At 39.5% G+C, this 14,132-nt stretch carries 15 protein-coding genes; all 15 read left to right on the top strand.

Going from position 1 to position 14,132, the window contains the following annotated elements:
• Positions 1-110 precede the first annotated feature (110 nt).
• The 15 genes from DW981_RS12725 to DW981_RS12790 all read left to right on the top strand — a co-directional run bounded on the left by DW981_RS12725 (position 111) and on the right by DW981_RS12790 (position 13,818).
• Complete coding sequence (locus DW981_RS12725) at positions 111-704, top strand: oligosaccharide flippase family protein (RefSeq protein ID WP_118507989.1); 594 nt, start codon at positions 111-113, stop codon at positions 702-704.
• 1 nt (position 705) lies between these two features.
• Positions 706-1,545, top strand: coding sequence for an oligosaccharide flippase family protein (locus DW981_RS12730; protein ID WP_182434281.1), 840 nt, complete (start codon positions 706-708; stop codon positions 1,543-1,545).
• The gene (locus DW981_RS12735; protein WP_118507991.1) at positions 1,546-2,499 is read left to right on the top strand and encodes an alpha-1,2-fucosyltransferase; all 954 of its coding nucleotides are present in this window, start codon (positions 1,546-1,548) and stop codon (positions 2,497-2,499) included. It begins immediately after the preceding gene.
• Between the two features lie 30 nt (positions 2,500-2,529).
• Positions 2,530-3,312 carry a glucose-1-phosphate cytidylyltransferase gene (gene rfbF, locus DW981_RS12740; RefSeq protein ID WP_118507992.1) on the top strand — a complete coding sequence of 261 codons (783 nt, stop codon included), beginning with the start codon at positions 2,530-2,532 and terminating at the stop codon, positions 3,310-3,312.
• A gap of 3 nt (positions 3,313-3,315) precedes the next feature.
• Positions 3,316-4,383: a CDP-glucose 4,6-dehydratase gene (gene rfbG / locus DW981_RS12745; protein ID WP_118507993.1), complete on the top strand. Its 1,068-nt coding sequence runs from the start codon at positions 3,316-3,318 to the stop codon at positions 4,381-4,383.
• Positions 4,384-5,727: a lipopolysaccharide biosynthesis protein RfbH gene (rfbH, locus tag DW981_RS12750; RefSeq protein ID WP_118507994.1), complete on the top strand. Its 1,344-nt coding sequence runs from the start codon at positions 4,384-4,386 to the stop codon at positions 5,725-5,727.
• 104 nt (positions 5,728-5,831) lie between these two features.
• Positions 5,832-6,683, top strand: coding sequence for a transketolase (locus tag DW981_RS12755; RefSeq protein WP_118507995.1), 852 nt, complete (start codon positions 5,832-5,834; stop codon positions 6,681-6,683).
• Positions 6,680-7,624, top strand: coding sequence for a transketolase C-terminal domain-containing protein (locus DW981_RS12760; protein ID WP_118507996.1), 945 nt, complete (start codon positions 6,680-6,682; stop codon positions 7,622-7,624). Before DW981_RS12755 ends, DW981_RS12760 begins: the two co-directional genes overlap by 4 nt.
• Before the next feature lie 4 nt (positions 7,625-7,628).
• Entirely contained in the window at positions 7,629-8,549 is a 921-nt protein-coding gene (locus tag DW981_RS12765; protein WP_118507997.1) for an NAD(P)-dependent oxidoreductase, read from the top strand.
• 131 nt (positions 8,550-8,680) lie between these two features.
• Positions 8,681-8,950, top strand: coding sequence for a hypothetical protein (locus DW981_RS12770; RefSeq protein ID WP_118507998.1), 270 nt, complete (start codon positions 8,681-8,683; stop codon positions 8,948-8,950).
• Positions 8,947-10,515: an L-fucokinase gene (locus DW981_RS15765; protein ID WP_243034757.1), complete on the top strand. Its 1,569-nt coding sequence runs from the start codon at positions 8,947-8,949 to the stop codon at positions 10,513-10,515. Before DW981_RS12770 ends, DW981_RS15765 begins: the two co-directional genes overlap by 4 nt.
• Positions 10,512-12,002 carry a fucokinase gene (locus tag DW981_RS15770; protein ID WP_243034758.1) on the top strand — a complete coding sequence of 497 codons (1,491 nt, stop codon included), beginning with the start codon at positions 10,512-10,514 and terminating at the stop codon, positions 12,000-12,002. Before DW981_RS15765 ends, DW981_RS15770 begins: the two co-directional genes overlap by 4 nt.
• 15 nt (positions 12,003-12,017) lie before the next feature.
• Positions 12,018-12,461, top strand: coding sequence for an RbsD/FucU domain-containing protein (locus DW981_RS12780; RefSeq protein ID WP_118507999.1), 444 nt, complete (start codon positions 12,018-12,020; stop codon positions 12,459-12,461).
• Between the two features lie 50 nt (positions 12,462-12,511).
• The gene (locus DW981_RS12785) at positions 12,512-13,381 is read left to right on the top strand and encodes an AraC family transcriptional regulator (protein ID WP_243034759.1); all 870 of its coding nucleotides are present in this window, start codon (positions 12,512-12,514) and stop codon (positions 13,379-13,381) included.
• Between the two features lie 44 nt (positions 13,382-13,425).
• Positions 13,426-13,818, top strand: coding sequence for a hypothetical protein (locus tag DW981_RS12790; protein WP_147352648.1), 393 nt, complete (start codon positions 13,426-13,428; stop codon positions 13,816-13,818).
• Positions 13,819-14,132: the final 314 nt, after the last annotated feature.

Raw genomic sequence — 14,132 nt, forward strand, 5'->3', positions numbered from 1 at the left:
AAATTATTAGCAATATAAACAGATATTTGCAAAGTGATTTATATAAAAGCAATTTTTCAATCGACTCGTATGTAAATCGTATGGCAGATATAATTATAGGAGATTAGCTAATGCAGGAGAAAAAGATTTCTATTAATATTTTTTATAATATATTAAATCAGATCGTCTCGTTTATTGTTCCCCTGATATTATCGCCATATGTTGCACGTGTATTATCGGCAGAACTTGTTGGAGACTATTCATATGCTTTGGCAAATAGTTCCTATTTTGTTTTAATAGAGGCGTTAGGATTTTCTCTTTATGGAATGCTACAGGTATCCGCAAATAGAGGCGATAAAAACTATATAAGTACTATATTTAAGGAAATAATGATTGCGAAGATTTTTCTTATGGTAATATGTATTATTGCTTATACAATATCATTTGTGTGGCTTTCCAGTGATAATAAGATTTTGTGTGCAATTATGATTTTAAATATTATTTCCACAGGAATAGACTCGACATGGTTTCTAACGGGAATGGAGAATTTTAAGGCCACCGCATTAAGGAATATTGCAGTTAGATTAGTAAATGTTTTTTTGATTATTTTCTTAGTTAAATCAGAAAAAGATTTTCTGATTTATGCTGTCATTATGCAAGCTTCGAATGTTATAAGCTATATCGTAGTTTTACCAATAGTAAAAAAAATATATTATTTCATCTAAGGTGTCTTTTAAGAATATATTAAAACATACAATAAAATCCTTTATTTATTTTGTTCCAGGAATTGTAAATACAATATTTACTTCGGCTGATAAGACGGTATTGGGGGCATTTGCCAATAGTTATGAAGTCGGTGTATATGAACAGGCATCAAAAATATGCACTTTATGTGGGTCCGTGATTAATTCAATCAGCAACGTTGTATTGCCAAGAGTTACATATTTGAATAATAATGCTAGCAAAGATAAATCAAAAAAAATTATGTTTAAAACGTTGCGTTATGCATCAGTTGTTGCAATTGCAGTGACAGTGGGCATTATTTGCATATCAGATGAATTTGTCCCCGTGTTTTTTGGTTTGGGATATGAAAAAAGTGCTGTCTTACTAAAAATTTTAGCTTTTAACGTTTTGATGAGTATTTTGGCTAATTATATTGGACAACAATGCCTAATATCTAATGCTAAACAGAATCAGTATAATATAGCAATTAGTGTAGGCGCGCTCTTGAATGTTATACTAAATTTTTTTATGGTTGAGAGGTTTCAATCAGTGGGGGTATCTGTAGCTTCGGTTGTTTCTTCTGGTGTTTTATTTTGGGTAGTTTTAATGTTCAGCCGGGAAATAATTAGCTTAAGGAATATTATACAAATGGACTGGAAAGCAACTATTGCAGCAATAATAATGTTTATTACTATATATAGGTTAAATTTTACACATTTATTTGTTACTTTAGCAGTAAAAATTGCAGTTGGTGCTGTCGTTTATATTGCAATACTGGTAATTTTAAGAGAAGAAACTATCCAAGAAGTTTTTGTAAAAATCATTAGTAAAAGGAGAACCTAAATGTTAACAAACAGTAGAATTGCACATGGTGACCAGCTAGGAGCGCAGATGACAACATTGGCGAATCTCATGTATTTATCGGAAGTAAACGATCAAGAATTGGTCTTTTATAACGAATTAAAAAATTTCAGAAGAGGTTACCAATTTTTAGATGTCTTTAACTGTTCTGGAATTAAATTAATTGAGAGTAGAAATTCACTTATCCGAGCCTTGACAAAACGTATCAAACGAATAGATTCTTCTAATTGGAAAAATAGCATGAAAATGACATATTTTTCTAAATTCAAATATTATAAAGACAGAATAGTATATGAATTTATAAAGAAAAGCTATTATAATTTTAAGCAATTTAAGGACCTTTCCGGTGCGGTACATTGTGATAAAACATTATTGATACTTAAGGACTCAAATAATTACGATGTGATAGATGGTTTTGGAACATATCAGGATTGGAAAAGTGTGGAAAATAGGGTCAAAGCAGAATTCTCGTTTAGACAGGGAATAGTAAATGACGGTGACTCAATTTTTAGAAGATTGGATCTTAAGGGATTACAGCCGGTAAGTGTTCACTTTAGGCTTACTGATTATTTGGTGCTTTCTTCTCTTAATTTGAAATTGGATTATTATAAAAAGGCATTAGGCTATTTTGATGATACTAATTGCATTTATCTTGTTTTTTCTGATGACATAGAAAAGGTAAAAGGATTGGGTTTATTTAATAATAGAAATGTGATTTACATGGATGGCGGTAACAGTGCAGCAATTGACATGTATCTCATGACAAAGTGCTCTGGTGGGAATATTATAGCTAATTCGACATTTTCTTTTTGGGGTGGATATTTGAATGATTCTTCCGATAAAAAGGTGATATGCCCAAGAAATTTTGTTGACGAAAATACAAAGGAAAACTATATTAACGGCAATTATTATCCGGAAAGCTGGATTGCTATATAATCTAATCATGAATTTGGAGGACTGAATATAATGAAAGTAGTGTTATTAGCTGGTGGTTTTGGAACCCGAATTTCAGAAGAGTCGCAGTTTAAACCAAAACCGATGGTAGAAATTGGTGGACAGCCAATCTTATGGCATATTATGAAGGAATATTCTTATTATGGCTTTAATGAATTTATAATTTGTGCAGGCTATAAACAGCATGTGATTAAAGAGTGGTTTGCAGATTACTTCCTTCATAATAGTGACATTACATTTGATTTTACAAATGGCAAGAATGAAATGACGATTCACCAACAGCATTGTGAGCCATGGAAGGTGACAGTTGTTGATACAGGACTTCATACTATGACAGGAGGAAGAATTAAACGTATTCAGCCATATATAGGAAATGAAACTTTTATGATGACTTATGGTGATGGTGTATGTGATGTGGATATTAAGAAGTTGGTAGAGTTTCATAAAGCACATGAAAAGGTTGCCACATTAACAGCAGTTATGTTGGAGCAACAAAAAGGAATCCTTGATATTGGTGGAGACAATGCAGTTAAATCGTTTCGAGAAAAGAGTCAGATTGACGAGGCACCAATCAATGCGGGATACATGGTTCTTGAACCAGAAGTTTTCAATTATATTGAGGGGGATCAGACAGTATTTGAACGCGAGCCTTTAGAAAGACTTGCCGGGGAAGGTCAGTTAATGTCTTATATGCATAGAGGATTTTGGCAGTGTATGGATAATAAACGTGAGATGGATGAATTAGAAAAATTACTCTCTAAGGGAGTGGCACCATGGAAAAAATGGGAGGATTGATTGATGAATAAACGAATTGATTTTTCTTTTTATAAAGGAAAAAAGGTGTTTGTTACCGGTCATACAGGATTTAAGGGTACATGGCTTTGTAAGATTTTAGTAAATGCCGGGGCGATAGTAACCGGTTATTCGACAAATCCACCAACAACCCCTTCATTATTTGATATATCCGGGATTTCAGAGGAAATTCACTCAATAATTGGTGACATCAGAAACTATGACGCACTTAAGGCAGCGTTTGACGAGGCACAGCCAGAAATAGTTTTTCATTTAGCGGCACAGCCTATTGTACGCGATAGTTACAAAGATCCGCGATATACATATGATACAAATGTTATGGGAACTGTAAACATTTTAGAATGCGTTCGTCAATCGCATTCCGTAAAGAGTGTGTTAAATGTCACAACGGACAAAGTGTATCATAATAATGAATGGGAATGGGGATACCGAGAGAATGAACCGCTGGATGGATTTGATCCGTATTCTAATAGTAAAAGTTGTTCTGAGCTAGTAACACATAGTTACAAGAATAGTTTTTTTGCAGATAATAGTGTTGCAATATCTACGGCACGTGCGGGAAATGTTATTGGTGGAGGTGATTTTGCAAATGATCGAATCATTCCAGACTGCGTTCGTGCAATGGAAAAAGGACAGGTGATAGGGGTTCGAAATCCATATTCAACTCGGCCATATCAGCATGTGTTAGAACCTCTTGCTGTTTATCTTATGATTGCTCAAAAACAGTATGAAGATATAACGTATCAGGGCTATTACAATGTGGGACCGGATGATTGTGATTGTGTTACCACAGGTGAGTTAGTGGATCTTTTTTGTAAATGTTGGGGACAAGAAGCAAAATGGGAAAATCAGGCGGAAGATAATGCACCACATGAAGCTAATTTCTTGAAACTTGATTGCAGTAAAGTAAAGTCGACATTTGGCTGGAAGCCTTGCTGGCATATGGAAGAATGTATGGAAATGACCTGTCGTTTTAGTAAGGTATGGTTGGCGAGTGGAAATGTAGCTGCGGAAATGAACAAAGAAATAAAAGAATTTATGGAGGAGAGATAAATGGCTACTTGGAAGAATGAAGAAGAAGCACGTGAGCAGATTAAGGCATTGGTAACAGAATATTATCATGACTTTAAAGAAAATAAAAAGACTTTTCAGGAAGGAGATAGAATAACATATGCAGCTCGAGTGTTCGATGAAAAGGAAATGTGTGCCTTGACAGACGCAACACTTGATTTTTGGTTGACTACCGGACGATTTGCAGATCGCTTTGAAAGAGAATTTGCAGAATGGATCGGAGTAAAACATGCTCATCTTGTTAATAGTGGATCTTCTGCAAATCTCATTGCATTTATGGCACTAACAGCACCGGAGTTAGGTGATCGTCAGATTAAGAAAGGTGATGAGATTATTACAGTTGCATGTGGATTTCCGACTACGGTTACTCCTGCAATTCAGTATGGTGCGGTTCCTGTGTTTGTCGATGTTACAGTGCCACAATATAATATTGATGTTACTAAATTGGAAGAAGCATTATCTCCAAAGACAAAAGCTGTCATGATTGCACATACACTTGGTAATCCTTTCGATTTGTCGGCAGTTAAAGCATTTTGTGATGAACATAATTTATGGCTTGTTGAAGATAACTGTGATGCATTAGGAACAAAGTATACTATTAATGGTGAGACGCGTTTTACAGGTACATGGGGAGATATAGGTACATCCAGTTTTTATCCGCCACACCACATGACAATGGGTGAGGGTGGTTGCGTATATACGAATGATTCAAAATTAAATCGATTAATATTGTCGTTTAGAGATTGGGGACGTGATTGTATTTGCCCGTCTGGTCAAGATAATTTTTGCGGACATCGTTTTGATGGACAGTATGGAGAGCTTCCGAAAGGATACGATCATAAATATGTATATAGCCATTTCGGATATAATTTGAAAGTTACGGATATGCAGGCAGCGATTGGTTGTGAACAATTAAAGAAGTTCCCATCATTTATTGAACGCCGTCGTCATAATTGGGATCGTTTACATGCTGCATTGGAACCTGTTTCAGATAAGTTGATTCTTCCTGAACCGGCAGAAAACAGTCATCCATCATGGTTTGGGTTTTTGATCTCTGTAAAACCAGATTGTGGATTAAATCGTAATGCGATAACACATTATGTTGAAAATCATAATGTGCAGACAAGATTGTTATTTAGTGGTAATCTCATTAAACATCCATGCTTTGATCAGATTCGTGGTACGGATGCGTATCGTGTTTCTGGCGATTTAACCAACACTGATTTCATTATGAATAATACATTTTGGGTTGGAGTATATCCTGGTATGACTGATGAGATGATTGACTATATGGCCAAGATAATCATTGAGGCAGTGAATCAGTAATGACATGAACTAGGAAGAGATTTTTAGAGTTTAGAGAATTATCAGAGTGTCGCATGGCATCTTGAACCTTGCATTGCTCACCGTAACATACAGGAGGTGATAGCATGAGAATAACAACCATTCAAGAGATGGAAAAGGCTGCTTTGGAGATTCGTGTGAATCTATTGAAACTGTGTAACAAGGAAGTAATTCATATTGGTGGAGATTTATCTATTGCGGATATTATGACTGTTCTATGGCAATATCAGATGAATTATAATCCACGAAATCCTCAGGATGAGAGCAGGGATCGTTTTGTATTATCGAAAGGACATGCATCGGCTGTTACAAGTTTTAATCAAGCTGCTATTGGCTGCTTTACAACTGAAGATGTTATCAACGAATATGCAACAGATCAGGGGCGTTTTTCGATGCACTCCTGCAATCTAGTGAACCCCTTTGTTGAGGTTTCTACTGGAAGCTTAGGTCATGGTATGCCCATAGCTTGTGGAATTGCAGCAGGGTTGCGTCTTAAAGGAAATAATACTAGCCGTGTTTACACGATTATGGGAGATGGAGAGCAGTCGGAAGGATCCATTTGGGAGGCTGCGTTAAATGCAGTAAAATATAATTTGGGAAATTTAGTTGCTATTGTCGATTTTAATGGATTAGAAGCTGATGGTTCGATTGAAGATGTAACCGGATTAGGAGACATTGCCGCGAAGTATAGAGCGTTCGGATGGAATGTGGTTGAAATCGATGGGAACAACATTTCAGAAATTAAGAGGTGTTTTGATCAGCTTCCGCCAGTAACTTTTGATGTGCCGACAGTAATTGTTGCACATACAATTAAGGGGTGCGGTGTTGAATATATGCAGAATGAAGTGCGTTGGCATGCTGGAAAAATTACTGATGAACAGCTAAAAGAATCTGTTGAATCCCTTTATGAAGCATATGATAGAAGGTGGAATATATGAGTGAAAATAAAAGCTTTCTCCGTAATATAATTGGCGAATACATGAGTAAACTGGGTAAGAAAAATGACAAAGTTGTTGTTGTCAATGCAGATTTATCTGGAACTTGTAGAAATAAGAATTTTGTCGAAGAAAATCCTCATAGGGCATTTAATACGGGCATAGCAGAGCAGAATATGATTTCCTTTGGCACTGGTTTGGCATGCGAAGGATTTATTCCCTATGTGTTCTCAATGGCACCATTCTTAACTATGCGTGCATGTGAGCAATGCCGAACCGATGTGGCTTATGGAAATCACAATGTTCGTATGATTGGTGTGTATGCTGGTGTATCTGGAGGAATTTCAGGTGCAACGCACTGGGCAATTGAGGACTGCGGTATTATGACATCTATTCCTAACATTGCGGTATTTGAAGTGAGTGATGCCAATCAGGCTAAAAATTTATTGGACTATTCGTTGAAATATAATGGTCCCATGTATATTCGTAGTAGTGTAGAACCGACGGAAAATATTTATGATGAGGATGTTGATGTATGTGCAGGTGGTTCCACATTGGTAATGGATGGCGATGACGGAGCTTTCCTCTGTTCGGGTGTTATAGTTCAGTATGCGGTAGCCGCTGCAAAGCGCATTCGTGAAGAAACTAGAAAGAAAGTTCGGGTTATTGATATGTATTCAATCAAGCCGATCGATAAAAATGCAATTTATGAAGCAACAAAAACGGGAAACGTTATTGTTGCACAGGATCACAATATTTATGGAGGGCTTGGTAGTATGGTATCGCTGGTAATTGCCGAGAATAATTTATCCACAAGATTCAAGGTGTGTGGAGTTCCTGATAAGTTTGTAGCAATGGCTCATGCAGGATATTTATACCATTATTTTGGTATTGATGCAGAAGGTTTGAAAATGGAAATGATTAAAATGCTGAAGGGAGAATAGATGGATGAAAATTGCTATATCCGGAGCAACTAGCATGATTGGGTCAGCTCTTGCGAATGAATTATTAGGGCAGGGGCACGAAGTAATTGCAATTGTCAGAAATGATTGCAAAAAATTAAGTGTCTTAAATAAAAGTGATTTGCTTACAATTGTAAAGTGTGATATGTGTGATTATCGTACGTTGGACATTTTGATAGACGGAAAAGTTGATGTCGCTGTTGCAACAGCATGGAACGGAACTCGTGGGAAGGATCGGAGCAATCAGAAACTCCAAAAGACAAATCTGCAATATAATGTCGATTTTTTACAGGCAATGATACACCTTGAATGCAACAAATTTATTACAGCTGGGTCTCAAGCTGAATATGGATTGTGGACTAAACAGGAAAAGTTAACGGAGAATGTTGATCCACAGCCTAACACGGAATACGGAAAATATAAGTTAGCATTTTATGAGTATGCAAAAGATTACTGCCAGAATCATAATTGTGTTTTGGTAGAACCAAGGTTTTTCAGCTTATATGGACCCAATGATTATGCAGGTACTTTGGTGATTTCTATATTGAGGAAAATGATTTCTAACGAGCCTTGTGATTTGACGAAATGCATCCAAATGTGGGATTTTCTGTATATCGACGATGCAGTTAAAGCTCTTTGTATGCTTATAGAATCAGATAATTCCGAAGGAGTTTATAATTTTGGCTCAGGATATTCGGCTCCATTAAAAGTATTTATTGAAAAGATGATAGCTGTTACACATAGTAAAAGCGAGTTGCACTATGGAACAGTGCCATACCCTGCAACAGGGATTGTAAACGTAAACCCTGATATATGCAGGTTAAAAGGTATCGGATGGAATGCACAATGGAAGTTTGAAGATGGAATAAGAACGATAATGACAACGTTACAAAGACCCGTCTCTTAAACGTGGGGCTAATTATCACGGAACCTTGGAATAGAACTATTGGAAAAGCTGGGAATTTTGGAGAGAACCTCAGAATAAGAACTAGAAACCACAAGAAAAAAAGGAGAACCAGAACCGGAGAATACGTGATTATGGATTATCAAGGAGTAGAAGAGTTATTGGCCATTTATTGTGAAGCAAACAAAGAAAAAATATACAAACAGAATCCGGAAGATATTAAGCAAGGTATGCGAGAATATTTGCGAGAAAAATTAATGTCGAATTGTACGTCAGAGGATGCACAGAAAAATAAAGAAGAGATGGTGCAGATACATGAATGGGTTGAAGACTTTTATAAAAACATGATTAAGAAAAAAAGCATTATAAAAAAGATTAATACCCCAAGGAGCACATACCAATGACCAAAAGAAAACTTAAAAAACTATTCCTCGCCCAGAGTTACCTCGATTCGTGGGACGAGTATCAGCGCAGTTTGCGCAAATCCAGTTATATCACATGGGATTATGTGATATTAACAGCTTCCAATGAGGAGCAGGCGTTAGCCTATGAGCAGCAGATTTTAGATCGGTTGACGTTAGGCTTGCTGCCGGAGAAGACAGTTTATAAGGTGTTACCGGATCCGGATGGTAAGCGTGTTGGATCTGGTGGAGCAACTTTTAATGTATTGAAGTATATTGCTGAGCAGGATGGAGATGCAGGGGAGAATCATTTCCGGGGCAAGCGGATCTTGGTGATCCACTCCGGAGGAGACAGTAAGCGTGTTCCACAGTATTCGGCTTGTGGCAAGTTGTTTTCACCGGTGCCGCGGGAGCTGCCAAATGGCAGACCATCGACATTATTTGATGAATTTATAATAGGGATGACTTCTTTAGCAGGACGTTTCCCAGATGGAATGGTTGTTCTATCGGGAGATGTGCTGCTTTTATTTAACCCGTTGCAGATCGATCTACAGTATCACGGTGCGGCAGCGATTTCGATCAAGGAAGATGTTGAGACAGGCAAAAATCACGGTGTTTTCTTAAATGACGGTCACGACCAGGTAGCACGCTGCCTGCAGAAACAGTCGGTGGAGACACTTCGAGCAGCCGGTGCGGTGAATGAGAATGATGCGGTTGATATTGATACCGGTGCAGTGGTGTTAGATGCTGAACTACTGAATGCGTTGTTTGGTCTGATCAGCACAGATGGCGTCGTCTGTGAAGAGAAGTTTCATAAGTTTGTGAATGAGACTGCGAGAGTAAGTTTCTATGCGGACTTTTTGTATCCGTTAGCTGGCGAAGCGACGTTGGATGATTTTCAGCGGGAGACTCCGGAGGGGAGCTTTTGCGAAGAACTGACAGAGTGTCGTAATCAGATCTGGGAGGCACTGCATGCTTTCTCAATGAAGCTGATCTGTCTGTCTCCGGCGGAGTTTATTCATTTTGGAACTACGAGAGAGCTTAGAGAGCTTGTGACGGTTGGCGTGGATGATTATGAATTCCTTGGCTGGCAGAAGCGTGTTTTGACGAATATGCAGGATGCGGACGAATATGCGACGAATAATGCCTACATTGCGTCAGATGCCGTGATAGGACAGGGATCCTATATAGAGGATAGTTATATTGGACCGAATACGGTCGTTGGAGCCGGTACGATCATTTCGAATGCCGGCATTGAGAATGTGACATTGCCGGAAAATATGGTGTTTCACACGTTGGCACTCTCGGATGGCACTTTTGTGACGAGGGTGTATGGTGCGGAGGATAATCCAAAGGGAACCTATGAGAAGAATAGCCTATGGATGGGGATACCGATACAAAATATATTGGCGGCGTACGACATTTTGCCGGAGCAAATATGGAATGGACAGGAGCGTTATTTGTGGTTTGCTGATCTCTATACGGTAGAGGCAGATCGTGCTGCCAGTGTTGCAAGTGCGATGCGTTTATGCCGTATTGTGGCAGGAACAGCGAAGCGGATGATGTGAAGAGTTGGTTGGAGTCAAAGAGACTGAGTTTGTGCAGCAGTTTTAATGCAGCGGATGTACGCGCTATTGTTCCGTGGAAACGGAGCATTGAGAACCAGGTGCTTGTGACCTGTTTCGTGGATCGATTGATGCAGGGAGAGTATTACGAGGATGCATTGCGTGTCTTTGGTGATGCAGGAATTAACGAGGCGCAATATCAGTTGTTGATGGAGCGCGCAGAGCATAGTGCATTTTCGGAGAAGATTCGCATTTATTATGCGTTGTCCAGATATATGAGAAATCATCGCCAAAGCTTTGCAGGAGCACAGTATGATGCGTTAGAGAGCAAATGCTTTGATGAGATCCAGCGCGTGATCTACGAAAATGGCAAAGATAAGATTCCGGATTTTGATGATTTTCATATTGCGAAGGAGGAAGTGCATGTTTCGCTTCCGGTTCGTGTGAATTGGGGCGGCGGTTGGACGGATACACCACCACATTGTAACGAAAAGGGTGGTGTTGTATTAAATGCGGCGATTAAGCTGAAAGGTAATTATCCGATTCAGGTGACGATGCATCGAATTCCCGAGCTGGAGGTACAGTTTGAGAGTCAGGACATTGGTGTAAGTGGTGTTGCAAAGACGGTAGAGGAGATTCAGGATTGCCATAATCCTTATGATTTCTTTGCCCTTCATAAAGCAGCATTGATCGCATGTGGCATTATTCCGATCGAAGGTCATTATGAATTGACGGATATATTGGAGAAGCTGGGCGGCGGATTTTATTTGTCGACGCAGGTGATCGGTGTGCCTAAGGGGTCTGGACTTGGCACAAGTTCCATTCTATCGGGGGCTTGTGTGAAGGCGATCTTTGAATTTTTTGGACAGGAAGTACAAGATGCAGAGCTTTATGATATTGTGCTTTGCATGGAGCAGATCATGAGTACCGGTGGCGGCTGGCAGGATCAAGTCGGTGGCGTGACAGCGGGAGTTAAGATGATTACGACAGAACCTGGGATCAATCAGGTGATTCAAGTAGAAAATGTGGTACTGAGTGAGGCAACCAAGAAGGAGCTGCAGGAGCGATTTGCGCTGATCTATACCGGACAGAGACGTTTGGCGAGAAATTTGTTGCGGGATGTTGTTGGTGGATATATCGGTGGGCGTAAGGAATCTACCGATGCGTTGGATCAAATGCAGCGGACAGCGGCATTGATGCAATTTGAGTTGGAACGTGGTAATGTGGATCGGTTTGCGGCACTTTTGAATGAGCATTGGGAACTTAGCAAGCAGCTTGATGCGGGATCGACGAATACGTGCATTGATCAGATATTTCTTGCTTGTGAAGATCTGGTGGATGGACAGTTTATTTCCGGCGCAGGTGGTGGCGGTTTCTTACAGGTGATCATGAAGAAGGGCGTTACGAGAGAACAGCTACACCAGAGATTATATAGCATATTCCAGGATAGTGGCGTTGATGTTTGGGATACGGAGTTTATCTGGGAATAAGGGAGGAGTTAAACGATGCTAAAAGGAATTCCGAAAGTGCTGACCCCAGAGATGTTGAAAATACTATGCGAGATGGGACATGATGACGAAATTGTCATCGCAGATGCACATTTTCCGGCAGAAGCGATGGGAAAGCGTGTTATTCAGTACCCTTGTATTAGTGCACCGGAGATGGTGGAAGCTATTGTGAAAGTTATGCCGTTAGACACGTATGTAGAGGCTCCGATCATGGTGATGAGCCTGGTGCAGTCGGATATAGATAAAGGAATGCTGATACCGACGATGTGGGAAGAGGTTCGTGCTCGTTCCAGTGAGATTGAGGGATTCGAGGTGCAGCTCGGAGAATATGAGCGGTTTGAATTTTATGAGCATGCCAAGAAAGCCTACGCAATTATACAGACGGGCGAGGAACGGCAATATGGCAACTTTATGCTGCGCAAGGGTGTTGTGCTGAACTAAAGCATTTGTAGAATTATGGAGCTTGCAATGTGATAGAGAGAAGGTGCGGTATGAGCATAGAGGAAATGGGCTATTTCACGGATCGTGCAGTGCGTTCAGACCGCATTATCTATACACCGACTCTATTTGCAAAAGAAGCACTGTTATATTTGCAAGAGGTTGGTTCGCTGCAGGCATTAAAGCCACATCAAAGTCATAGAGAATCGTTGGACTCTTTCTTGTTTTTTGTCGTAAAGAATGGTCGGGGAGAATTGCAGTTTCGCGGACAAAAATATTCGCTTTCTGTGGGGGACTGTGTGTTTATTGATTGCAGACATCCGTATTACCATAGAAGTTCTAAGGATGCTCCGTGGTCTCTAAAATGGATGCATTTTAATGGCAGTATGGCAGCCACTATTTATGATAAGTATTTATCCCGAGGCGGAGAAAATGTTTTTCCTTCTAACCGGATCGATCAATATATGGATGTGATTGATGCGGTATATCGCGTAGCAGATTCGGAAGATTATATTCGTGATATGCGGATTAATGGGTATCTGCAGAATTTTTTGACATTGTTAATGGAGGAAACATATCATCCGGAGCAGGAGATTGGCGGAGCAAAGCAGGAAAGTATTCATCTTGTAAAAGAATATTTGGAATCGCATTATGAGGATAAGGTGACATTAGATGATTTGTCGCAACGTTTTTACATCAATAAGTATTATTTGACGAAGCTGTTTAAGCAGACCTATGGTGTTACGGTGAATTCGTATTTGCTGCAGATTCGTATTACGCGTGCAAAGCAGCTGCTGCGATTTACGGATCTGTCAGTGGAGATGATCGGGGAGAAGTGTGGGATATCGGATCCCAATTATTTTAATCGGGCATTTAAGAAGATAGAAGGATTGACACCGAGAAGATATCGGATGATGTGGTGAGAAATGGCTGGTTTTTATCGTATAGATGTAACGGAAACTAGGCATTGACATTAGACGATGACGCAGTTAAGATAATCTTAAGTACAAAGGGAACAATGGACGATGTGAGTCCCGAAATGAAACGGATTTTGGATTATATTGATGGAAAAGGTGCGTCGGACAAATTTACAGAGGAGCTGGAGGAAGCAGTGTGTTCGGCCCGCCAAAACGAGAGATGGAGGTTGGACTATATGACATTAGAATATGAATATCGTCAGCGCTACCTAGAGGGAAAGGAAGAAGGCTTAAGGAAAGGTGAAGAAACGGGAACAGCCAAAACAAGGGAACGAACGATTCAAAAGTTACATGAACGGGGTGATAGTATTGCATCTATTGCGGACATTGTAGAGTTGGATGAGGAAGAGGTAAAACGTGTGATAGATGCAATGAAACGGTAATGAACTAAAACTTTATACCGGACGTTACTAACCGATTCACATATTGCTTATTATGTCGATGGACTAATTATATTTTGCAGCCGCTATATAGTGAGTTCTGCCATCAAGAAACTATAGCAATTGCTTTGCCGCAATAGGTTTTCACAGGGATTTCTAGATTTTGTTGTCTCTGATGATTGATTTACATGCCTTTCGGAAACTCGAAGTCCCGGAAGCAAGGTATTCATCATTTTTGAAAGGGACTTTGCGCTCGTCGTTACTTATGTCTCGTATTTCAGAGACATTAAGTAACGTGACGTAGCGCATCGTAGCGA

The organism is Clostridium sp. AM49-4BH (assembly GCF_003478335.1).
Taxonomy (GTDB): Bacteria; Bacillota; Clostridia; order Lachnospirales; family Lachnospiraceae; genus Butyribacter.

What these genes read in the sequence shown, in the direction of transcription:
- rfbF (WP_118507992.1), top strand. Translation starts at nt 2,530, where the DNA reads ATGAAAGTAGTGTTATTAGCTGGTGGTTTTGGAACCCGAATTTCAGAA.
- rfbH (WP_118507994.1), top strand. Translation starts at nt 4,384, where the DNA reads ATGGCTACTTGGAAGAATGAAGAAGAAGCACGTGAGCAGATTAAGGCA.
- DW981_RS12780 (WP_118507999.1), top strand. Translation starts at nt 12,018, where the DNA reads ATGCTAAAAGGAATTCCGAAAGTGCTGACCCCAGAGATGTTGAAAATA.
- DW981_RS12725 (WP_118507989.1), top strand. Translation starts at nt 111, where the DNA reads ATGCAGGAGAAAAAGATTTCTATTAATATTTTTTATAATATATTAAAT.
- DW981_RS12755 (WP_118507995.1), top strand. Translation starts at nt 5,832, where the DNA reads ATGAGAATAACAACCATTCAAGAGATGGAAAAGGCTGCTTTGGAGATT.
- DW981_RS12760 (WP_118507996.1), top strand. Translation starts at nt 6,680, where the DNA reads ATGAGTGAAAATAAAAGCTTTCTCCGTAATATAATTGGCGAATACATG.
- DW981_RS12770 (WP_118507998.1), top strand. Translation starts at nt 8,681, where the DNA reads ATGGATTATCAAGGAGTAGAAGAGTTATTGGCCATTTATTGTGAAGCA.
- DW981_RS12765 (WP_118507997.1), top strand. Translation starts at nt 7,629, where the DNA reads ATGAAAATTGCTATATCCGGAGCAACTAGCATGATTGGGTCAGCTCTT.
- rfbG (WP_118507993.1), top strand. Translation starts at nt 3,316, where the DNA reads ATGAATAAACGAATTGATTTTTCTTTTTATAAAGGAAAAAAGGTGTTT.
- DW981_RS12735 (WP_118507991.1), top strand. Translation starts at nt 1,546, where the DNA reads ATGTTAACAAACAGTAGAATTGCACATGGTGACCAGCTAGGAGCGCAG.
- DW981_RS15765 (WP_243034757.1), top strand. Translation starts at nt 8,947, where the DNA reads ATGACCAAAAGAAAACTTAAAAAACTATTCCTCGCCCAGAGTTACCTC.
- DW981_RS12785 (WP_243034759.1), top strand. Translation starts at nt 12,512, where the DNA reads ATGAGCATAGAGGAAATGGGCTATTTCACGGATCGTGCAGTGCGTTCA.